This window comes from Luteibaculum oceani (genome assembly GCF_007995015.1).
Taxonomy (GTDB): Bacteria; Bacteroidota; Bacteroidia; order Flavobacteriales_D; family Luteibaculaceae; genus Luteibaculum; species Luteibaculum oceani.
This window is the reverse complement of the sequence record NZ_VORB01000005.1, coordinates 65,181-87,107: the sequence shown is the minus strand read 5'-3', so window position 1 is coordinate 87,107 and position 21,927 is coordinate 65,181. Positions and strand designations below refer to the sequence as shown.

17 protein-coding genes and 1 tRNA gene are annotated in these 21,927 nt (G+C 40.1%); 7 read left to right on the top strand and 11 right to left on the bottom strand.

Annotated elements, in window-relative coordinates; all coding sequences use genetic code 11:
- The first annotated feature begins 150 nt into the window (after positions 1 to 150).
- Both FRX97_RS06375 and FRX97_RS06370 read left to right on the top strand, forming a co-directional pair.
- A complete protein-coding gene (locus tag FRX97_RS06375) occupies positions 151 to 1,890 on the top strand; it encodes a M28 family peptidase (protein ID WP_147014356.1) in 1,740 nt (579 codons plus the stop codon).
- A gap of 127 nt (positions 1,891 to 2,017) precedes the next feature.
- The gene (locus FRX97_RS06370) at positions 2,018 to 2,812 is read left to right on the top strand and encodes a Fic family protein (protein ID WP_170227052.1); all 795 of its coding nucleotides are present in this window, start codon (positions 2,018 to 2,020) and stop codon (positions 2,810 to 2,812) included.
- A gap of 10 nt (positions 2,813 to 2,822) precedes the next feature.
- On the opposite strand, the gene FRX97_RS06365 is transcribed toward FRX97_RS06370, so the two are convergent.
- Genes FRX97_RS06365 through rsgA form a run of 4 tightly spaced genes read right to left on the bottom strand, consistent with a single transcriptional unit; the run spans position 2,823 to position 5,710 of the window.
- Entirely contained in the window at positions 2,823 to 3,986 is a 1,164-nt protein-coding gene (locus FRX97_RS06365; RefSeq protein ID WP_147014354.1) for a S8 family serine peptidase, read from the bottom strand.
- Positions 3,983 to 4,312, bottom strand: a complete 330-nt coding sequence (locus FRX97_RS06360; RefSeq protein WP_147014353.1) for a nucleotide pyrophosphohydrolase — start codon at positions 4,310 to 4,312, stop codon at positions 3,983 to 3,985. Before FRX97_RS06360 ends, FRX97_RS06365 begins: the two co-directional genes overlap by 4 nt.
- Positions 4,312 to 4,764, bottom strand: a complete 453-nt coding sequence (dtd, locus tag FRX97_RS06355; protein WP_147014352.1) for a D-aminoacyl-tRNA deacylase — start codon at positions 4,762 to 4,764, stop codon at positions 4,312 to 4,314. The genes FRX97_RS06360 and dtd overlap by 1 nt, the downstream gene beginning before the upstream one ends.
- A 1-nt stretch (position 4,765) precedes the next feature.
- A complete protein-coding gene (gene rsgA, locus FRX97_RS06350; RefSeq protein WP_147014351.1) occupies positions 4,766 to 5,710 on the bottom strand; it encodes a ribosome small subunit-dependent GTPase A in 945 nt (314 codons plus the stop codon).
- 66 nt (positions 5,711 to 5,776) lie between these two features.
- Here rsgA and gldA point away from each other — a divergent pair, with 66 nt between their 5' ends.
- From gldA to FRX97_RS06335, 3 genes are all read left to right on the top strand, one after another.
- Positions 5,777 to 6,685 carry a gliding motility-associated ABC transporter ATP-binding subunit GldA gene (gldA, locus tag FRX97_RS06345; RefSeq protein WP_147014350.1) on the top strand — a complete coding sequence of 303 codons (909 nt, stop codon included), beginning with the start codon at positions 5,777 to 5,779 and terminating at the stop codon, positions 6,683 to 6,685.
- Between the two features lie 160 nt (positions 6,686 to 6,845).
- On the top strand, positions 6,846 to 8,099 hold the full coding sequence (gene metK, locus FRX97_RS06340; RefSeq protein WP_147014349.1) for a methionine adenosyltransferase: 1,254 nt from the start codon (positions 6,846 to 6,848) through the stop codon (positions 8,097 to 8,099).
- 55 nt (positions 8,100 to 8,154) lie between these two features.
- Complete coding sequence (locus FRX97_RS06335) at positions 8,155 to 9,978, top strand: ABC transporter ATP-binding protein (RefSeq protein ID WP_147014348.1); 1,824 nt, start codon at positions 8,155 to 8,157, stop codon at positions 9,976 to 9,978.
- Positions 9,979 to 9,998: 20 nt separating this feature from the next.
- On the opposite strand, the gene FRX97_RS06330 is transcribed toward FRX97_RS06335, so the two are convergent.
- The 3 genes from FRX97_RS06330 to era all read right to left on the bottom strand — a co-directional run bounded on the left by FRX97_RS06330 (position 9,999) and on the right by era (position 12,769).
- Positions 9,999 to 10,346: a GIY-YIG nuclease family protein gene (locus FRX97_RS06330; RefSeq protein WP_147014347.1), complete on the bottom strand. Its 348-nt coding sequence runs from the start codon at positions 10,344 to 10,346 to the stop codon at positions 9,999 to 10,001.
- Between the two features lie 234 nt (positions 10,347 to 10,580).
- Entirely contained in the window at positions 10,581 to 11,885 is a 1,305-nt protein-coding gene (gene der / locus FRX97_RS06325) for a ribosome biogenesis GTPase Der (protein ID WP_147014346.1), read from the bottom strand.
- 2 nt (positions 11,886 to 11,887) lie between these two features.
- Entirely contained in the window at positions 11,888 to 12,769 is an 882-nt protein-coding gene (gene era, locus FRX97_RS06320; RefSeq protein ID WP_170227051.1) for a GTPase Era, read from the bottom strand.
- A 66-nt stretch (positions 12,770 to 12,835) separates the two neighbouring features.
- Between era and FRX97_RS06315 the strand changes: the two genes are divergently transcribed.
- Positions 12,836 to 12,908: transfer RNA gene (locus FRX97_RS06315), tRNA-Met, on the top strand.
- Positions 12,909 to 13,032: 124 nt separating this feature from the next.
- Here FRX97_RS06315 and FRX97_RS06310 read toward each other — a convergent pair.
- The 4 genes from FRX97_RS06310 to FRX97_RS06295 all read right to left on the bottom strand — a co-directional run bounded on the left by FRX97_RS06310 (position 13,033) and on the right by FRX97_RS06295 (position 17,546).
- A complete protein-coding gene (locus FRX97_RS06310) occupies positions 13,033 to 13,944 on the bottom strand; it encodes a T9SS type A sorting domain-containing protein (protein WP_170227050.1) in 912 nt (303 codons plus the stop codon).
- Positions 13,945 to 14,394: 450 nt separating this feature from the next.
- Positions 14,395 to 15,360, bottom strand: coding sequence for a T9SS type A sorting domain-containing protein (locus tag FRX97_RS06305; protein WP_170227049.1), 966 nt, complete (start codon positions 15,358 to 15,360; stop codon positions 14,395 to 14,397).
- 576 nt (positions 15,361 to 15,936) lie between these two features.
- Entirely contained in the window at positions 15,937 to 16,929 is a 993-nt protein-coding gene (locus FRX97_RS06300; RefSeq protein WP_147014342.1) for a T9SS type A sorting domain-containing protein, read from the bottom strand.
- A 158-nt stretch (positions 16,930 to 17,087) separates the two neighbouring features.
- Positions 17,088 to 17,546 (bottom strand): hypothetical protein, encoded by a 459-nt coding sequence (locus tag FRX97_RS06295; RefSeq protein ID WP_147014341.1) that lies wholly within the window; start codon positions 17,544 to 17,546, stop codon positions 17,088 to 17,090.
- Positions 17,547 to 17,904: 358 nt separating this feature from the next.
- Here FRX97_RS06295 and FRX97_RS06290 point away from each other — a divergent pair, with 358 nt between their 5' ends.
- Positions 17,905 to 21,927, top strand: coding sequence for an HYR domain-containing protein (locus FRX97_RS06290; protein WP_147014340.1), 4,023 nt, complete (start codon positions 17,905 to 17,907; stop codon positions 21,925 to 21,927).

Sequence of the window (21,927 nt, the reverse complement as noted above, 5' to 3'; positions counted from 1 at the left end):
AAATATAAGGGCTACTCTTTTTGAGTGGCCCTTTTTTGTTTGAAGCAATTCAAGGTGAACTTTGGATTTCAATTTCCTATAAACATCCCCCAAAGGAACAATCCATTGTGCCGTACTCTTTTATAGATTTAAACCTGAAAAATCGCTATCATGAAAAAGCAGTTATCCCTTGTTATGTCATTTTTCCTGTTAACCACAGGTATTATGGCTCAAACTGGCTTTGTTATTACTAATGCCACAGCCGAGAATGTAATCTCAGGTAATTACAATCCCGCAAATTTTAATGCAGGATTAGAAATTTTAAGCTCGGAGTTTCCGTCCACGGTCAACTCCCAGATCAATCCAGATAGCTTAAAGGCATATATCATTAAGCTAGCTTCTTTTAAGAACAGAAATACAGGTTCTGACACCCTTTCTGATAGTATTGGAATAGGCGCTGCACGAAGGTGGGTGCATGGTAAGTTTGAATCATTTACGGCGAGTTCGCCTCGTTTAATTCCGGCTTATTTTCAGTTTAATCAGCGGATATGTGACATTACCCAGCACAGAAATATTATTGCGGTTCAGCCCGGAACGGATACAACGGATAAGTCCATTATCGTGGTGGAGGGGCATATTGATTCGCGATGCGAAGGGGTTTGCGACATAGAGTGTGATGCCGAAGGTGTTGAAGACAATGCCAGTGGAACTGCTTTGGTAATGGAGTTAGCTCGTGTTATGGGTAACTACAAAACCAAAAGAACCATTGTGTACATGGTTACCATAGGCGAAGAGCAAGGACTATTTGGCGCGGCTGCTTTTGCGGAATATTGCGAACAAAACAACATTAATGTAAGGGCCGTTTTCAATAACGATGTAATAGGAGGAATTATATGCGGGAAAACAGCCTCGCCTCCAGGTTGTACTGGAGAAGGAGATGTGGATTCTACTTCTGTTAGGATATTTTCTCACGGAGCTACCGATTCACCAAGTAAGGGCTTAGCGCGATTTGCCAAAATGCAGTACCAAGACGATTTATTACCTATCGTTTCGGTTCCAATGGAGCTTAGGATTATGTCGCCTGAGGATAGAGGTGGAAGAGGAGGAGACCACATCCCATTTCGCCAGCGAGGATATCCAGCTATTCGTTATTGTGCAGCCAATGAACACGGCGATGCGTCTATTGATGCAGGCTATGTTGATCGTCAGCACACCGAATCGGATGTTTTAGGAGTGGATACCGATGGAGACCTTAAAGTGGATAGCTTTTTTGTGGATTTCAATTATTTGGCAAGAAATGGGGTTATAAATGGAGCCTCGGCGGCTGCAGCGGCTAACGGACCATTAAGCCCAAGTATCCAAGTAAATAAACTAGAAAATGCATTTGAGGTAATCATTACACCTGCGGAGGAAGCCCCTAGTTATAAAATTGGTGTTCGGGCCTTTGGTCATGATTTTCATACCATCTATGAGACTACCAAACTTATAGATACTATTCCAAGAATTGATACAGCTCCTCAGCATTTTATTAGTGCCTGTGCAGTAGATGCTATGGGGATAGAGAGTTTGTTTAGCAACGAGGAAAGACTGTTTACCCCCGTTGGAATCGATGATGCTAGAGGAAATATTGATGTTCCGGCTGGAATAAGAATGGAGCAAAATAGACCCAATCCATTTGACGAAGCTACTTACATTGTTTTTGAGGCTGACTCACAATGGGAGGGGAAGGATGCCATTATTACCATAAGGGACTTAAAAGGAAAAGTGGTTAAGCAATTAGCAACCGAAGTTAAATTTGGAAATAACGAGGTGTTGTATCGCCATGGTTATGGTGCTGTTGGAACCTACCTGTATAGCTTGGAGATTGAAGGTAAATCCTTCGGGGTTCAGCGAATGATTTTCGCGAATTAAAATTAATTTATCAGGGAGTAACGGAGGTCAAGTACAAACTGTATTTGGCCTCCTTTGCTTTTGAAAGTGGTCCATGGTTTCCTTTTGGACTGCGCAATCATCTGAATTTCTCCTCTATCTTTGCTGTATGTCAGACCTGAAGCTATCCATACTTCCAAAAGACTTGTTTTTACGCTATTCGGAAGTAATGAATTTCGATCTGGTTAAATGCTTGGAAAAAGCCCAAGAGTTTGACATGCCCGTCGATTATTTTCAGTTTTACAAGTCAGTTTCCTCGGTTTACTCTTCAAAAATTGAGGGTGAAAATATTGAATTCGATAGCTTTTTTAAGCATAAATTTCTAAACGTACGCTTTAATCCAGATTACACCCAGCGAGCTGATGATTTGTATGGTGCCTACGAAATGATAGACGATGCAGAATTAAATGAGGAAAATCTAAAAAAGGCCCATAAACTGATTACTTCTAATATTCTTCCCCTTAACCACAGAGGAGTTTATCGAAACAATCCAATGTATGTAATTGGCGATGACGACCGAATAGATTATGTGGCGGCATCACAAATGAAACTAGCTAGCGAAATGGATACTTTGTTTAAGGATATCCAGCTTCTTCTAGCAGCTGAGTTATCGATTGAAGAGGTGTTTTTCTATGCACCACTAATCCATCTAGTTTTCGTTAAAATCCACCCTTTCCAAGATGGTAATGGCAGAACAGCTAGGTTACTAGAAAAGTGGTTTTTTCTCCAAAAATTGGGTCCTAAAGCAACAGGAATACAGCTTGAGAAAAATTATTACACCCACCTTAGGGATTATTACAATAACCTAAGAAAGATAGGGTTAGAGTATGAGTCTCTCGACTATAATTTGGCATTAGATTTTGTGCTAATGACAGCTAATGGTCTGTGCTCTGCTAAACGCTAATACGTTCTCCTTAAGGCGTAGCTCCTACAATTAAAATGGGATCTGGATTACCATCCGGATCATTATCCACCTGCCCACCATTGTTATGTTCGCCTTGCGAAATTAATAGCACTCCCGCCATGTGCGGAGCAGCCATCGAAGTTCCAGAAGAGTACCCGTATTTGCCATCGGGGAGGGTAGATAGAATATCAACTCCTGGCGAGGACCCATCGATTGGTGGATTGCCAAAGTTGGAAAAGGAGGCAAAATTGTCTCCCTTATAAAAAGCCGAAACCGTATACAAATTGGCACCATTAGCCGATGCTGGGGATGTACCACTGGCGTCTTCTCGGTCGTTGCCTGCAGCAATGGCAATTAAAAAACCTCGACTTCCAAGGGTTTGTACCATTTGATTAAGCAGAAAGCTGTTCGCTCCACCTAAACTTAAGTTCACTACATCGCCCGGATCGCCATTTTCATTAATGTATTCCAATCCATTCATTAGATCTCCTGAGTTCCCTCTGCCATCATCATCAAGTACCTTAACCGATACCAATTCGCAGCCTGGCGCCATTCCAATAACCCCAAAGCTGTTGTTTTTAGCTCCTATAGTTCCCGCTACATGAGTTCCATGCCCATTTACGTCGTTGGCAAAAACTCCTATGGGAATACCGATTAAACCAGCAGATCCTACAAAATTGGCGCTTAGGCTATCATTCACATTTAAGTCAGGATGGTCTAGATCTATTCCCGTATCCACTACCCAAGCTCTGCGCGGACTGGTTACTCCTCCTCTTACCCGAGATATTCCCCATGGAATTACCTGTTCGTTGAGGTCAACAGGAGCAGTGGAGCAAGATTGAAAAATGGAGATTGCCTGTACGGGTTCCACCACCAATTCGGGAAGAGCTTTAGAAAGTAGCTCCAACTCGTTAACCCCACCTGCAATCCGAAGGACTGGCATTAAGTTGTATTTATTTAGTACGGTTAATTCAGGAAGTATGGCTTTTAAAGTACTGGCTAAGTTTTCTGGTGTGCTAATGGATGGATGATAAACTAGCAATTCATCGGGAAGCATTTTTTCATTACCCACTGGGGCGGCTAGGTTGCTTTGCACGCAGTTACCCACTGGATTTTCCTTTTTACATCCGAGGATTAAAACCAATATAGATACAATCGCTATTTTAAATTTCATTGTTTCAATTTTGGATTTTGTTGGTGTCGGTCGCTATCTCGTAACGTTTTCCTTTCAAAATTCGTTTTCAATTCTTTTTCTAAATCCACGCCTGTTTGGTTTGCCAAACAAATTAGCACCCACAGTACATCAGCTAGTTCTTGGCCGAGATCTTTCTTTTTATCGGATTCTTTTTCGCTTTGTTCGCCGTATCTACGTGCAATAATGCGTGCCACTTCACCCACTTCCTCTGTAAGCTGTGCCATGTTAGTGAGTTCGTTGAAATATCGAACTCCAACGGTTTTAATCCATTGGTCTACCTTTTCTTGCGCTTCGGAAATGGTCATTACTCTTTGTTTTTAGAATCAATTACGATGGTAACGGGACCGTCGTTTTCAAGGGTCACTTTCATATCGGCTCCAAATTCTCCAGTTTGAATGGGAAGCTGGTACTTAACACTAAGGATGTTCTGAAAATCTGAGATCATGGATGCCGCAAAATCGGGTTTGCCTGCCTTGATAAAGCTTGGTCTATTTCCCTTCTTGGTAGAGGCATGCAGCGTGAACTGACTTACAACCAAAACCTCTCCGGAAATATCCTGAACCGATAAATTCATTTTGCCTTCATCGTCAGAAAAAATGCGCATTCCTGCCACCTTTTTTGCCATCCATTCCAAATCTTCTATGGTGTCGGCATCTTCAATTCCCACTAGTAATAAAAGCCCTTTTGCGATTACTCCTATCGCTTTTCCGTTTACCTGTACCGATGCATGGTTAACTCGCTGTAAAACAACCCTCATTTTAGTGGTATTTATTCGATCTAAAATTGCTTTCGTCGTCCTCCATCATGTTTAAGTAGGAGTAGTATCTGCTTTCGGCTATTTCTCCGTCTACAACCGCCTCCTTAACCGCACAATTGGGTTCGTTTAGGTGCTTACAGTTGTAGAATTTGCAGTCGTCTAAAAGCGCCTTCATTTCCTTAAAATATAAAGCAATTTCATCCTTCTCCAAACGGGTAATTCCAAATCCTTTTATTCCAGGGGTGTCAATAATTCTGGCATTAAAATCTAGGTCGAACATTTCGGCAAAGGTGGTGGTGTGCTTACCTTTTTGGTGTACAGAGGAGGTGTCGCCAATTCTGATATCCAGGTCTGGAGCCAATAATTTAAGAAGCGAAGACTTCCCAACTCCTGAGTGTCCTGAAAAAACAATGCACTTATCTTTTATTAGCGTTTTTAGTTCCTCAATACCCTCACCAGTCTCTACCGAAAGTCGAGTAACAGGGTATCCAACCGAAGTATATAATTGCACGTATTCTTCGGCCTTCTCAAGCGATTCGTTTTGGTATAAATCCCATTTGTTAATGAGAATATGAACCGGAACGTTAAAAGCTTCAGCCATCACCAAAAATCTATCGATAAACCCAAAAGAGGTTGGAGGATTATCTATGGTAACCACCAAAAATAACAGGTCGACATTTGCCGCAATAACATGGGTTTGCTTAGAAAGATTGGTTGATTTACGTAGCAGGTAATTTTTGCGGTCATAAATTTCCTTAATAATTCCCTCTTGCTCCGGACTATTTTCGTCTTTTTCGAACTCTATAAAATCACCAACGGCCACGGGGTTCGTAGATTTTATCCCCGCCAACCGTAGTTTTCCCTTGGTTCGGCAATTCCAAAATTCCCCCTTTTCGTCTTTAACTTTATACCAACTTCCTGTCGACTTGTAAACCTGTCCTCTCACATCAAATATTCTAGGACTGTAAAGATGTAGATTTTGTTCTAACTTCGCCCGAAACTAAAAGAGTACATGTCGATTCTTGTTGAAAATATCACCAAAGAATACGGAATTCAGAAGGCGTTAAACGGAGTGTCTTTCGAAATTAAAACGGGAGATGTGGTAGGATTTCTTGGACCCAATGGTGCAGGGAAGAGTACCATGATGAAGATCTTAACCGGTTTTATTCCTCCTACCGAGGGAAAGGCTTCTATTGTTGGATTGGATGTTGAGGAACAATCACTTTTGGTTAGAGAAAAGGTGGGTTATCTACCAGAGCACAATCCGCTTTATTTGGATATGTACGTTAAGGAATACCTGCATTTTGTTGCGGATATTTTTGGGATTAAGAATAAAAAGGCTCGAGTAGAAGACATGATAGCCCAGGTGGGTTTAACTCGGGAGCAGAAAAAGAAAATTGGGGCGCTTTCAAAAGGGTATCGACAAAGGGTTGGTTTAGCGCAGGCGCTTATTCACGATCCAGAGGTACTTATTTTGGATGAACCTACCAGTGGATTAGATCCCAATCAAATAATAGAAATTAGAGACCTGATTAAGCGTGTTGGTGCATCTAAAACGGTAATGCTTTCTACCCATATTATGCAGGAAGTAGAGGCGATATGTAACCGCGTTATTATTATTAACAAGGGAAATATTGTGGCAGATAATCAGGTGGATGAAATTGTTGAGGAAGGAATAGATACGGCGGTATTATCTGTTGAATTTTCAGGTGCAATTGCAGAGAAAGATCTATTGAGCTTGGAGGGTATAGTAACCGCCAAGCACTTAAAAGATCACCAGTGGTTGCTGGAATACAAAGCCAGCATGGATTTAAGAAAATCTGTGTTCGATTTGGCCGTTAAAAAAGACCTAGCCGTTTTAGGGCTTAACAAGGAAAAAAGAAGTTTAGAAGAAGTATTTAAGGACGTAACAAAAGATTAATTGTCGAATAATCAGCAAAATACATTTGCACAATCACATAAGTGTATTAGTTTTGCGCCGAACATTCTGGGTGGAGAAATTTGCGCGTATTGCAACCACATTAAAAAATGCTAAAAAGCAGTACTCTCAGCTCCCCTTCCAGATTAATTTTTCAAAGTAGATGGCTTATTTATTTACCTCGGAGTCCGTTTCAGAAGGGCATCCAGATAAAGTTGCAGATCAGATCTCTGACGCATTATTAGATAACTTTTTAGCATGGGATCCATACTCAAAGGTAGCATGCGAAACGCTAGTAACTACTGGACAGGTAGTATTGGCAGGAGAAGTTAAAACCAGTACTTATTTAGATGTTCAGAAAATTGCACGTGATGTAATTACCAAAATAGGATACACCAAGAGCGATTATATGTTCGAGGCTAATTCTTGTGGTGTTTTCTCTGCAATTCACGAGCAATCTGACGATATCAATAGAGGGGTAGACCGCGGTAAGCTAGAAGAGCAAGGAGCAGGAGATCAGGGAATGATGTTTGGATTCGCTTCTAACGAAACCGAAAACTACATGCCGCTGGCTTTGGATTTATCTCACAAGATTCTTCAGGAACTCGCTGCATTTAGAAGAGAGAACAATGAAATTACCTATTTAAGACCCGATGCTAAATCTCAGGTGACTATTGAGTATACTGACGATCATAAGCCGGTAAGAATAGATGCTATTGTTGTTTCTACGCAGCATGATGAGTTTGATGCGGATGAGCAAAAGATGTTGGCAAAAATCAAAAAGGATATTATCGAAATCGTAATTCCTAGGTTGGTAGCCAAGTTAGATCCAGAAATTCAAAAATTATTTACTGATAACATTAAGTATCACATCAATCCAACTGGAAAGTTTGTAATTGGTGGTCCTCACGGAGATACTGGTTTAACTGGTAGAAAAATTATTGTAGATACTTACGGTGGAAAAGGAGCACACGGTGGTGGAGCTTTCTCTGGAAAAGATCCAAGTAAAGTAGATAGATCTGCTGCTTATGCGGCGCGCCACATGGCAAAGAATATTGTTGCTGCTGGAATTGCAGACCAAGTTTTAGTGCAAGTTTCTTATGCTATTGGAGTGGTAGAACCAACTTCATTATTCATCGATACCTACGGTACTTCTAAGGTGAATTTAACTGACGGTGAGATTGCTGAGAAGTTAAAATCAGTGTTTGATCTACGTCCAGGTTTAATAGAGAAGCATTTGAAATTAAGAAACCCAATCTACAGTGAAACCGCAGCTTATGGACATATGGGCCGCGAGTCAAAGGTGGTAAGCAAAGAATTTGTTACACCAGCCGGAGAAAAGAAAACGGTAGATGTAGAGCTGTTTACCTGGGAGAAGCTAGACAAGTTAGACGAGTTGAAAAAAGTATTTTTCTAAATAACAAAAAGGCGGGTCATCCCGCCTTTTTTGCTAATTAGCCAATTAGCAATCTATGGCCAAAAAAGGATTTCAACCCGATAAGTTTAGCTTTAAGGAAAGCGTAGCAGCTTTAAAGACGGTACCGCGCTTCTTTGTTGAAATCTATCATTCCAATCGTATTCTTTTTACAGTTAATGCACTTTGCCGATTAGTTTCAGCTTTGCTGCCACTGGCTATGTTATGGGTGGGCAAGTTGATTGTAGACGAGGTGGTGCTACAAATGGGCGCAGAAAAGGCTAGCTACCAGGTGCTGTTGCAATGGGTGCTATTGGAATTTGCGCTAGCAGTTTCATCAGATATTATCGCTCGAACCACATCCTATACCGACGGGCTTTTGGGAGATCAGTACTCCATACAATCCTCGGTTAAGATTATTAAGAAGACTTCCGATTTAAATTTAAGTCAGTTAGAAGACGCGGATTTTTACGACAAGCTAGAAAGAGCCCGCCAGCAAACTACTGGTAGGGTAGGATTAATGTCCAACATCCTTACCCAAGTTCAAGATTTAATTGTGGTAATCTCCTTGATGGCCGGAATCGTGGCTTTCGAACCCGTGCTTATTATTCTGTTGCTGGTATCGGTGATTCCCACATTAATAAATGAGATAAAATTTAGCGGTACCAGTTATTCCTTGGCGCGAAGTTGGACACAAGAACGCCGTGAGCTCGATTATTTACGCTACGCAGGCGCCAGCGATGTTACCGCCAAGGAGGTGAAACTATTTGGTTTGGCAGGATACCTGGCTTCCCGATTCGAGAAGCTTTCTTGGCAATATTATGCCGATAGCAAAAGCCTTTCTAAACGCCGAGCTCTGTGGGGAAGCGGATTTAATATCGTAAGCAGCTTAGCATATTATGGTGCTTACATTCTTATAATTTTTAAAACGGTTGGAGGGATTTTCACTCTGGGCGATCTTACTTTTTTATCTGGGTCTTTTAACAACTTAAGGGGTAGGATTCAGGGCTTCTTTATTCGCTTTACTTCCATAACCAACAGCGCTTTATACCTGCAGGATTACTTCGACTTTCTTGACATAAAAATTGGGGATTCAGGGCATGGGAAAAAACCCATGCCAGCCGAGCTTAAAGAAGGCTTTAAGTTCGAGAATGTAGGCTTTAAATATCCCGGGACGGATATTTGGGTAGTAAGGGGGATAAACTTTGAGTTTAAGGCTGGTGAGAAGCTGGCTTTTGTAGGAGAAAACGGCGCGGGAAAAACGACTTTAATAAAGCTATTGCTCAATTTTTACGAACCTACCGAAGGATGCATATACTTGGATGGAACACCCATAAATGAGTTTGATAGGGCGGAATACCAGGAATACTTTGGTGTGATCTTTCAAGATTTTGTAAAGTTTGAGCTTACCATGCGAGAAAATATTGCGGTGGGCGCGATTTCAGCATTGGATGATCAGCAGCGAATTAATTCGGCGAGCGAAAAAAGTTTGGCAAGCGAAGTTATAAATGCGGTTCCCGATGGTTTAGATCAAAAGCTGGGAAGGAGATTTTCTAAGGGGACAAATTTATCAGGGGGCCAATGGCAGAAAGTGGCTATGGCAAGAGCTTACATGAAAGATGCAGAGGTTTTGGTGTTGGATGAGCCAACCTCAGCTCTGGATGCTAGGGCGGAAAGCGAAACCTTTGATCGATTTATTAATCTCACCAAGGGAAAATCTGCAATCATCATTTCTCACAGGTTTTCCACGGTGCGTATAGCAGACAGAATTTTGGTCTTAAAAGATGGTAAAGTCCACGAGTTAGGAACACACGAGGAGCTAATGGCTTCGCCCAAGCTCTATGCCGAGCTGTTTAATTTGCAGGCGAGTGGGTACATATAGCTGATTGGTGAATTGGCTAATTAGTACTCCTTCCGGATAAATTTTCTGAGTTTTATTTCTTCCCAATTTTTGGGTAAAATTTCCTCACATAAATCCCTCCAATCAGGGTTGTTTTTTTCAATCAATTCTAACTTCCAGTTTCGCCTCCAGCGTTTAATTACCTGTTCTCGTCTTTGCAAAACTTTGTAGCAGTCATGTGGCTCGAAATAAACAAGAAGTTTGCAATTATAGGTGTAGGAAAATTTACCTCCATAACCACTTTGGTGTTCTAATATCCTTCTGGGAAGATTGTTGGTAATCCCAACGTAAAGAGTACCGCGATACTTATTGGTTGTGATGTATAAATAAAACTTTGCAGTGGTAGGCATACCTTAATTTACTCCAAACTTTAAATCAAAGCAAAAGTCCCTGACTTGATCAGGGACCCTTTGATTTAAATTGAAATCATTAAGCAATATCAATTTTCACATAAACCACCATTTTAAATACCATTCCAACCCTAATTAATCTTAATTAGGAAGCACAGCTTCAAATAAGCCCGCACCTAAACTCAAAAAGTGGCCTAGTGGGATTCTGGATCAGTGCTGCCGCACTGTCCGGAATTACTTTTTCCTCATAAAAATAGAAATCGGCACCCCGTGGAAATTAAAGTGGTCTCTGATTTTATTTTCCAAAAAGCGCTTGTATGGATCCTTTACATACTGGGGTAGGTTACAGTAGAAGGCAAAAGCAGGGGTATGCGTTGGAAGTTGCATACAGTACTTAATTCTTATGTATTTACCCTTGATTGCTGGAGGAGGATAGCGTTCTATTTCTTCTAGCATAACATCATTAAGCTTAGAAGTGGGGATTTTCTGAATTCTAGCCTGATATACCTCCATTGCCGTTTCAAGAGCCTTGTGAACTCTTTGCTTGGTAATGGTTGAGGTGAAAATAATTGGAACGTCCGTAAAAGGAGCAATGCGTTCTAAAATGGATTTTTTAAACTGTTCCATGGTTTTTGATTCTTTTTCAATCAAATCCCATTTATTCACCAGAATAACGATACCTTTTTTGGCCTTTATAATCTCTGAGTAGATATGTAAATCTTGTTTTTCGATACCCAGGCTGGCATCGAGTAGTAGAAGACATACGTCACTTTCCTGAATACTTCTCATAGACCTAACTACCGAGTAAAATTCTAGGTCTTCGGTAATTTTAGATCGCTTTCTAATTCCCGCAGTATCCACCAACATAAAGTCGAAACCAAAGGCTTGGTAACGGGTATTTATAGAGTCGCGGGTTGTTCCGCTTATGGGAGTAACAATGTTATTTTCCTTACCGGTAAGAACGTTTATAAGGGAAGATTTCCCTACGTTGGGCCTTCCCACTACCGCTAATTTTGGAATGTCTATTTCCTCTTCTGGAGTTTTCTCTGGGAATGCGGCGATAAGAGCATCTAAAAGATCACCCGTTTGCGAACCGTTAGAGCTGGATATGGGATAAACCTCTCCAAGACCAAATTTGTAGAATTCGTGTATGTCTGCAATTCTATCGTAGGTGTCAACCTTATTGGCTACAACAAAAACCTTCTTTTTCGATTTTCGAAGTAGGTTGGCAATAGCTTCATCGAAATCGGTAATTCCGCTATTCACATCAACAAGAAAAAGGATAATGTTTGCCTCTTCGATGGCGAGATTTACCTGCTTTCTAATTTCAGATTCAAAGATATCGTCGGTATTGTGGGTGTATCCACCGGTATCGATTAACCCAAATTCTACGTTAAGCCACTCTGCTTTTCCGTAGTGTCTATCTCGGGTTACACCAGCTACCGAATCAACAATAGCGTCTCTAGACTCGGTTAAGCGATTAAACAAGGTTGATTTTCCAACATTTGGGCGCCCCACAATGGCAACTACATTTCCCATAACTACTCTGTAAATCCGTATCTTTTTAGTTTGGCTGGATTATTTCTCCAGTCCTTATCCACCTTCACCTGCAAATTAAGAAAGACTCTTTTTTGTAGGAAAGCTTCAATTTCTTTTCGAGCGTCGATTCCCAGATGTTTTATTTTCTCTCCACCTTTTCCGATGATGATATTTTTTTGGGAGTCGCGTTCTACAATTATATAAGCCTCAATTGCGTCTAAACCATCTTTTTCTTTGTAGCTATTAATAACCACTTCGCAGCTGTAGGGTATTTCTTGTTGGAAAGACAAGAAAATTTTCTCGCGAATGATTTCGGTTACAAAGTAACGCATGGGTCTATCACTTAATTCTTCCTTATCGTAATAAGCTGGAGCTTCTGGTAACCACGATTTTACCTTTTTAAGGAGTAGATCCAGGTTAAGACCCTCAAGTGCAGATATTGGGAGGATTTCAGCCTTAGGTAAAAGGCTGTGCCAGTGTTCGACCGATTTTAGCAATTGTTCTTGGGTGCAAAGGTCTACTTTATTTATGACAACTAGGGTAGGAATTTTAGAATTATCAATTTTTTTCAGGATTTCCTCAAGCCCTTCGGTGGGTGTTTTCGCGTCGTGTACCCAAACAAACACGTCGGCATCTTCGAATGCCGGTTTAATTTCGGCCATCATCGATTCCTGCATTTTGTAATGGGTTTTTTGAATAATCCCTGGGGTATCCGAAAATACAATTTGCAGGTCGTCTTCGTTATATACTGCAATCATGCGGTGTCTGGTGGTTTGCGCTTTGGGCGTAACGATGGCCAATTTTTCACCAAAGACGGCATTTAGCAGAGTAGATTTCCCCATGTTGGGCAAACCAAGGATATTAACGAAGCCAGCTTTGTGCATGGAAAAAAATATTTTTTTGGTTGTTGTTTGTTTGAGATGCAATAATACATATATTTGCGCCCACATTGCGGGGTGGAGCAGTTGGTAGCTCGTCGGGCTCATAACCCGAAGGCCACAGGTTCGAGTCCTGTCCCCGCTACTACGTAAAGCGATTCAGTTATCTGGGTCGCTTTTTTTTGTAAAAAATTTCATAGTTAGGCCTCAGATTCGTCCCGATAGCTATCGGGACCTGTACACGCTCGTAGATAAAGCGATTCCGGAAATTATCTTTTTACCACCTTACGACTATACACAGAGCCGTTTTTGCTGGTAAAGTTCACAATGTATAACCCAGATGGAAAGGAACTGAAGTCTATTTCAATCTGTTTTCTATCTTCATAATGACGGTGTCTTAAGTTGTTCGAAACCGTTACTATTCCTAAATTAGAGATGATTTGAATCCCCTCTATTTGTTGATTATTATAGGTTATGGATAATATTTCATTTACTGGATTGGGAGATAACTCAACCGCAAAGCTTTCCATTTTTCTGTTTAAAATGTTTGTTATTGTCTGCTGATCGTGTTCAAAATGGCAATCCGAGTTTTGTTGGTTAGAATAGAATTGTTCAAACTCTCCATTTTTACTCATACAAGTAATATATGAGAGGTCAGGAAAGTTGAAATTTCGCACATGATGAATTAACCCATTTCCCCCTCCTAGACCCGTAATGAAATACTGTTGAAGGATCTCAGGGTTTTCTTCAAATTCAATCCAATATCTTTCCTCTCCAAAGTATTCCACGGTATCTTTTTTGTCAACCACCAAATCGAAATAATAACTACCATCTGGCTGGTATTCTATCATATGGTACCGAATGGTATCGCCCACCTCGGGATTCCAAAAATATCTTGGAAAGGCTTTTTCACCCTCGGGAAGGCGCATAAAAGTGATTTCAGTATTTATATCGTCAAAGAAAAAAGCTGCTGTTTCTGGATCATGTAAAGTGGAGTCGTTTATGCTGTCGCCATTTGCCTGAGTTCCATAAACATGATAAAGTCGAGATTTTAAAACATCGTATAGGGTGTCATCAATAAGAGTGTCTCCATCGAAAAAGTAGTACTTCGAGAGGGATAATTTTTTGAAAGAATTTGGGTTGGTATCGAAATAAATTACATCTGTTATAGACCAAATCATATCATGGTTTACGAGCTTGGTTTCCTGGCTCCTGCCATCAAAAATTTGTGTCAATAAAAAGATAATTAGATAAAATATTTTGATCCTCATAACCTTAATCTAAGTGGTGGATAGTACTATTTGATGCTTTAAAGTAAGTAAAGATAACAGCTTCTTGCGTTTACAGATCTAGTTTTCTCATATTTTATAAAATAATCATAAAACCCATTGTTTAACTCCGCTAAAGAACCGTGGGGATAAACCCGTGGACCAATAAACTTGACGAAACGATTAAATTTCTTTCCTAAACCACTGTCAGGGCTTATTGATTGATTTTGTTCATAAAATTGCTGGAACTGATTATATAAATTGTCATCCTGTGTAAACACATTCTGGGCAACCATTGAACCTGAAAGGAAACATGATACAATAAATATTAATCGAACTTCAATAAACTTTCTCCTCATTAAATTATTTATCTACTACAATTTTCTTTGTTATTATTTCATTCAAACCTTCTTGAATAATGATCAAAAAGTATATCCCATTAGTAAAGCTTTTGGTATCAATTTCCAGATTACTATTGATGTCATCCTCCTTGTAAATTAATGCTCCATGAATGTTTATTACTTTTAAATCAAAAGTACCATTCACCTGCACCCCAACCATTTCACGAGCTGGGTTTGGATATACCACCACATCTATAAGATTATCAAAATCTTCAATATTAGTAGTCATATCGAGAATACAATCACCCCCTACAATTTTGACACTATCCTGGTAAAAGCAATCTAAGAAGTATTGTCTATTATGGTCGGGTATGTAAGTATTAAATCCCAAAAACACCCCTCCACCAAATTCATTTGTTGGACCTATTCCCTCCGTAAAAAAAGTATTAGGATTAATCACAAAGTGATTATCAGCACTAGAAATGAAATATTTTTTCCTTGGTGCTAAACTATCGGTTGAAACAACAATAGAATCAACCCTAAATCTTACACAACCATAAGAGGATTTATAGGTAGTTGAGGTATCTCCAACCTCCAGCAACTCATCCCATACTAGTATCAACCCTTCATCACAATAATCAGATGCATGGTCATTGGGTACCATGTATATCTTTTTCTCTACCTTATTCTCATAATAAAAACCAAATATTTCTGGAACGGGATTATCATAACTATGATTGTAATTTGAATTTGGACCTGAGCAATATTCATTCCATACCTTTACCCATAGGATCGCATAAGTCGAATCACCAATAACTGAATCGCCTTGAAAATAAAATTCCTCAATCCCACCACATCTAGTAGAGGATGAAGCGTCCTCCTCTACATAGGATGAAACCCAATGATTTCCCTCCTTAACTATTTCAGAGTCCTGAGAATAAACTACATGACTAATTAATGCAAACAAATAAGGAAACAGCCTTTTCAATTTCACGAAGTTTTTACGAAAAAAAAATCCTACCCAAAGACCCCGAGAAATTGAAAACATTAAAAAAAACTTAAAATTATTGAGCTAAAAATAGGGTTTTCATTTCGATTAGTGTCTTATCTTTAAGGTTCATTATTAATACTTTTGGCGTACTCCATTGGAGCCTTATTCTATTCTTCAAAATAGAGATGCAGCCGCTTCCTCGACTTTCATGCCTTATTACATCAACATAATTAACGAGGTATTCTGTTACCAATAGCATAAGGAGGCTCAAATAAGACATGATAATAAATTTTTGTGATGGTCTGATTATTCAATTTCTGCGCAACTTTTTGTATTGATCCTATTTAACCTAATTAGGTGACCTACTTGCTGCTGTAGAATGATAACAAGCTTAAAATACCCTCATTTTGTTACAAAAATCAGGGTGATTCACCTTTATTTTGTTACAATAAATAAAGTATATTACCTTTATTATGTTACAAAAACAGAAAACATAATTTCCTAACAAAAACAGTAGTACAAAAATTGCTCTTATTGAACTCATTTTATTTGACTTTCATTATTAATTGAGGTTTATTTTTTTAAAAATCTTAAAGTATACCTATATCCAGATTCACCCACTGCAAGAACTAAATAGACCCCTTCACTTAGGTTCTTGATATCTATAGCCATTTTATTTGGATTGTTTGTGAGGGTCCTTTCTGAAATTCCAGAAAAACTTTCAACGATTTCACCTGCAATATTCTGCACAACAATTGTTTGCAATCGATCATTTACAACCGTGATATTAAGCACATCTTTTGCAGGGTTAGGAAATAAGTGAAAATTAAAATTCCGCACTACCCTTTCGGATATTGCAGTAGGGGAGTGTTTGAACTCACAATCCATGCCTCCGTTTTGAAAAAATTTCTCATAATCCCCTTCATATCTTAAACAATTGATCTGACCCCTATCATAATTTTCTACCCATTGTAAGTATTTAATTAGGCCATTTGAACCACCTAAACCTGTAATGAAGTATCCATCAGGAATTTCACTATTGTACTTAAATTCAATCTTATATCGAATTTGGCCAAAGTATGTAACAGGAGCAATTGACTTTACAATCAAATTGGTGAACACATTACCGTTTCTATCTAATTCTAATAATTGATATTGCACAGTATCACCCACCTGAAGATTGTTATAAAACCTTGGAAAAGCCTTTTCACCGTCAGGCATCCGCATATAAGTAATTCCGCTTATAGTGTCTTCGAAGAAATAGGCCTTGGGATAAGGCTCATATAATGTAGAATCTATATGGGTACTTCCATTCTGTATCTCGGTGGCTTTAAATTGCCTTGCCACTAAAATCTTATAAACAGTGTCCGAAATAGTTGTGTCACCTTTAAAGAAAAGGTATTCATGAATAATCAACTCAGGCGAACCCACCCTTTGCTCTAAATTATATACATTCTCAACCTGCCATACCATACCAGTGTCAATAAAATTCTGGCTTTGACCAATTGCTTCGAACATGATAACTGTTAAGACAGTGGATAAGAAATATGTTTTAAATCTTAACATTGATAGAGTTATTTTTATTCGCGAACCATTCTAGTGGCTGCGTCTCTTGCAAATAATCAGTCTAATGGACAGGAGATTTTTGCATGGTTTTTAAAAGTATACATTACTTCAAACTTTCTATATTATCTCTTTGTAAAGAAATCCTTAAATCCAAGGAGTTAACATCCAGCAGAAAGGGTAAAACTACCGTCTCCGTTAAACTTGCTTAGGGTAATGGTTACCTTCCATTCTCCAGGTACTCCTGCAGCCGAACATTGGGTAAGGGAATCGTCTCCTACTCCTGCGGTTAGGGTCTCATTCAACACTTCGTTATTATCGGCATCCAAAACTACAATGGTATAAGTTCCTCCTTTAGATGAGGTAATATCCATGTTTAACTCTGCCTGATTTAAGCTGTTGTTCCAGGTATGGGTTGCGGTAGCATTTCCTCCTCTTCCGGTTACGTCTCCATCATCCCCTCCTTGTCTGACAGTTATAACAGGGTAGGTACAAGATCCATCGCTTTTTTTGGCTTCGGTGTTGTAATTATTGGCGTTTGGATCGGTGCATCCCTCTTTCTTACATTGAGTAAAAGCCGCAGCTATAAACACAAATAATAAAACTCTAAGTGCTCTCATGGTTGTGGTGATTTATTGCTCAAATAAAGCAAAAATTACGCTAAGCTCTTCCTTTCTTACTGTATTCCTGCTTTAATTCTTTTCGAACAAATCACTTCGCATATTTTAGATTTCTAATTTTTTCTGTGCCCGTCACTGGTCTGTTGTTTTCTACGCTTTATACAGAGCGGCAAGTAATCTGTCTATAAATAAAAACAAAAGGTATTCGATATAATAGTATTATCGGTCTGTAAATCAGTGGTTTAATTAAACTAATGATAGTCAGTATGTCTACTGATTATAAATTGATAATTGGACATTATTGGAATTTAGAGGTTCCTTGCTCCCCTAAATTTTTGTTAAACAAATCCAGTATGTTATGGAAACCTTTAAAAACGGGGATGATGGAGTTAATTGCTGCTCCTACCGAACATCCCAACCAGGAAAAGTCCAACGAAGCAATCTTTTTTGGCACAACAGTTTAATTAAAGTAGTCTTCTTAATTGGACTATTTCTTAGTACCGCATTTGTCGCAGAGGCGAGTCATTTTAGGTATGGCTCTATCAGTTGGCAAAAGATCAACAACAGCACCAACCAAGTTAAATTTAAGGTTTCCGTTGCTTTCCGAAGGTGGGCAAATCAACAGGTTGGACAGTCTGTTAACGTTGGATCTTTGCAATTTGGCGATGGTAGTAGTGCCAATATTTCGGTAACGGTAACTTCTGCTCAAGGAAATTCCTCGACAGGATGGTTTTTTGGTGAAGCAGAAATCACCAAAACCTACGGGGCTAATGGTAACTACAATGCTCGTTGGAGAAGCTGTTGTAGAATCGGTGGTCTTGGAAATGGAGGAGCATATTGGGATGTGCAGACCATTGTAAATATTGGTAACAACAATAATTCACCAGTTACCTCGGTTCCACCCATCGTGGCCGTGCAAACTGGACAATCCAATGCTCAGTTCCAAGTTCCTTTTACAGATCCAGATGGCGATAACCTCTCATATCGTTTAGCGACCTACAACGAAATGGGTAACTCTAATAATCCGAGTGGTTTGTCAGTGAACCCTTCAACCGGTGTTGTTTCGTGGAATACCGTTGGTAAACCTGTTGGCCAATTATGGGCAGTAGGTATTGTAGGTGAGGATGGTCAGTCTAAAACCATGGCCGATTTCCTTATTCAAATCGTTCAAACCAGTACACCTCCAGTTTTCGATTATTCGGTAACGCCTGCCAGTGGAACTATTTACCAGGTATCGCCTGGACAAAATGTGAATTTCACAGTAAAAGCGTCAGATACAGATGCTGGAAGTACAGTATCGCTTAATGCGGTAGGTAATCCTCCAGGATCTTCCTTTTCGCCAAGCCTGCCCACTTCTGGGAGTAATCCATCGCAAACTACTTTTAACTGGACTCCTGGGGTAGGTGACTTAGGAACCTCGGTAATTAACTTTGTTGCCACCGATAATATTGGGGTGCAAACCAGTACCAATGTGTCGATCATCGTTTCGCTCAAACCGGTCTTTGATGTAGGACCTACTCCCCAGGAATTGGTGCACTTGGTGTATCAACCGGGGGCAACTATATCTTTCCCAGTTCAAGCTTCCGACCCAGATGTTAATGACCTTGTGCAGATAATTGCTGCAAATGGAAAAGATATGGGTGGCAATTTGATCCCGCTTTATCCAGGAGCTAGTTTCGGTCCTTTACCATCCCCAGCGGGAAACCCAACATCTGGCAATTTTTCGTGGAATACCACGGCATCCGATTGGGGTCATAAGCACGTAGTGTTTACAGCTGAAGATAGCTATGGAGATCAGGCTAAGCACGAAATTGCGATTCTTTTAAATACGCAACCCACATTTACTTCCACTCCCGTTGTGGAGGCAAATAGAGGACAGGCTTATTCATATCAAGTTGTTGCAACAGATCCGGACTTAATCCATGGAGATTCCATTAAATTATATGCACCAGGATTACCGGCGTGGCTTTCTTTTGTGGATAATGGTGATGGAACGGGTACGCTTTCAGGAACCCCAGGTGCTGCAGATGTAGGGACTCTACAAATTAATCTTGAAGCACAGGATTTAAACCATCATCAGGGTGGGACTGCAATCCAGTCTTTTACCCTCGTAGTAAATAACTGTGTGATAGATGCCAGATGTAAAGATGTAACGCTTTACCTCGACCAAAATGGTGCTGCGTCTTTAAGTGCCAGTGATATAGATGATGGGTCCTCGGTTACCTGCGGTCCTATGCAACTTTCTATTAGTAAATCAGCATTTTCTTGTGATGATATAGGAAGTAATCAGGTGCTACTTTTTGTAACTGACAATACAGGTAATATGGATTCCTGTCTAGCAACGGTAATTGTCCATGATGAAATTCCTCCCACGGTGACTTGCCATACTAATATCAGTACATCAACTGATCCTGGGGCTTGTCATTCAGTTCAATTGAAAAAAGAAATTCTTCATTATGATCCTGTGGGGTATCAAACCTCGGCTAGTCATGTGTTACCAGCATCTACCAGCTCTGGAGTCACAGGAGGTCCTTTATTTGGGGTGGGTTATCCTAACCAATATAATTATCACGTTAAACCCGTTGGTCCGGTTTCTCAGTCATCTACAGTCGATGTATCTCAGTACGTTGAGTTTACCGTTAGTTTGAATGAATTTACTGCTTTGGCTTCACTTGCGTTTCAAAAGTATTCTTATTTCCAGCAAGGCGGAACGGTATCGAGCATTAGATCTAGTGTAGATGGTTTTGCAAGTGATATAGATCAAATTGCCACCAATCCGGCCTTTGGTCAAATCTTAGAGTACGATTTAAGTAGTTTAGGTACCGTAAAAGGAAGCATTACTTTTCGCCTATATTTCTGGGGAGGATCGGGAGACTGGATGGATATTGTAAGTAGCTACTACGGTGGGATAGGAGTTAAATTGTATAAGATAGACTTAGGCCTTTTTTCAGATAACTGCGAAATCGTGGATTTAACTTATGCTGGATTGCCAGCAAAATGTGAGTTTCCTCTTGGAAGTACAACCGTATCCGTAACGGCAATAGATGCAAGTGGAAACAGTTCCTCATGCGAGATTGTAGTTGAAGTAGCAGATGTGGAGGCGCCAAGTATTTCTTGCCCAGCAGATATTTCTATAGTAGCGCAAAGAGATGATTGTGACCCGCAAATATTCTGGGAAGAGCCAGTTGCTTCAGATAATTGTTCGGTTTCCGTTAGCTCTAGTCATGCCTCAGGAGATGAATTCCCTGTAGGTAGCACAACGGTTACGTACACTGCAACCGATCCATCAGGAAATAGTACTTCTTGTTCTTTTGTGGTAACTGTTACTCCAGAGCCTCTAATACAGTCGGGTGTACTTTCTTTATTTGAGGGTGGATTTAACATAAGCTGCTTTGGAGCTGCCGACGGTAGCATAGATTTAACAGTTGAGGGTGGATGTTTACCGTACAGCTTTGACTGGAGCCATGGTGCTTCTACCGAGGATGTATCAGGGTTGATTGCCGGATCTTATGGTGTGGTAATTACCGATGCAAATGGAACTTCAATTTCTGCGAGCTATACGTTGTCGGAACCTACTCCTTTGTCATTATCTGTTAGCGATAATCAAACGGTTTATTTAGGGTACGATCCAGCTGCTTGCGCAGATATTGGTCTATCTATTTCAGGTGGAGTTGCTCCATATTCCTACGCTTGGTCTAATGGTTTCGATGGAACCGACCAGCAAGTTTGTCCTGAAATCAGCACCGAATATGTGGTAACGGTAACCGATGCAAATGGGTGTGAAATTTCAGACGCCATAATGGTATGCGTTATCGATATCCGTTCGCGCGATAAAAAGGGGAATATCAAACCTGGTAAGGTGGATATCTGTCATGTTCCACCGGGGAATCCTGCAAATGCACATACCATTTCAATTTCTGTAAATGCGGTTGCGGATCACTTAGCTGAGCACGATGACTATCTGGGTGCTTGTGGAACAAATCCAACTTGTTTAGACGATGGATTGGCAGAAGCTTATGTACCTCCAACGGCAAGCGATGACGATGGTGGTTCGGCCGGAAGTGGCGGAAAAGGTAAAGGGAGAAAAAGCGGTGACTTCGAAGAGACTACAAGCATCTCTGGTGTTTTAGAGGAACTATCAGTATTTCCCAATCCTTTTAAAGCTGAGTTAAATGTGAGCGTTGGGGTAGCTTTAAATGAGCAAATTGAGATTGCTCTTATGGATCTTTCCGGAAAACAAATCAAAACCCTATTTAACGGGAACTCAACCAGCAAGCATATCCACCTTAAAATAAGTGCAGAAGATTTATCTGCAGGGGTGTATATGTTAATCGTTAAGTCTCAAGGTTCAGTTAAAATGGAACGGATTGTAAAACACTAA

Coding starts and splice junctions, on each gene's coding strand:
- FRX97_RS06375 (WP_147014356.1), top strand. CDS start 151: ATGAAAAAGCAGTTATCCCTTGTTATGTCATTTTTCCTGTTAACCACA.
- FRX97_RS06370 (WP_170227052.1), top strand. CDS start 2,018: ATGTCAGACCTGAAGCTATCCATACTTCCAAAAGACTTGTTTTTACGC.
- FRX97_RS06365 (WP_147014354.1), bottom strand. CDS start 3,986: ATGAAATTTAAAATAGCGATTGTATCTATATTGGTTTTAATCCTCGGA.
- FRX97_RS06360 (WP_147014353.1), bottom strand. CDS start 4,312: ATGACCATTTCCGAAGCGCAAGAAAAGGTAGACCAATGGATTAAAACC.
- dtd (WP_147014352.1), bottom strand. CDS start 4,764: ATGAGGGTTGTTTTACAGCGAGTTAACCATGCATCGGTACAGGTAAAC.
- gldA (WP_147014350.1), top strand. CDS start 5,777: ATGTCGATTCTTGTTGAAAATATCACCAAAGAATACGGAATTCAGAAG.
- metK (WP_147014349.1), top strand. CDS start 6,846: ATGGCTTATTTATTTACCTCGGAGTCCGTTTCAGAAGGGCATCCAGAT.
- FRX97_RS06335 (WP_147014348.1), top strand. CDS start 8,155: ATGGCCAAAAAAGGATTTCAACCCGATAAGTTTAGCTTTAAGGAAAGC.
- FRX97_RS06330 (WP_147014347.1), bottom strand. CDS start 10,346: ATGCCTACCACTGCAAAGTTTTATTTATACATCACAACCAATAAGTAT.
- der (WP_147014346.1), bottom strand. CDS start 11,885: ATGGGAAATGTAGTTGCCATTGTGGGGCGCCCAAATGTTGGAAAATCA.
- era (WP_170227051.1), bottom strand. CDS start 12,769: ATGCACAAAGCTGGCTTCGTTAATATCCTTGGTTTGCCCAACATGGGG.
- FRX97_RS06310 (WP_170227050.1), bottom strand. CDS start 13,944: ATGATTTGGTCTATAACAGATGTAATTTATTTCGATACCAACCCAAAT.
- FRX97_RS06300 (WP_147014342.1), bottom strand. CDS start 16,929: ATGTTAAGATTTAAAACATATTTCTTATCCACTGTCTTAACAGTTATC.
- FRX97_RS06295 (WP_147014341.1), bottom strand. CDS start 17,546: ATGAGAGCACTTAGAGTTTTATTATTTGTGTTTATAGCTGCGGCTTTT.
- FRX97_RS06290 (WP_147014340.1), top strand. CDS start 17,905: ATGGAAACCTTTAAAAACGGGGATGATGGAGTTAATTGCTGCTCCTAC.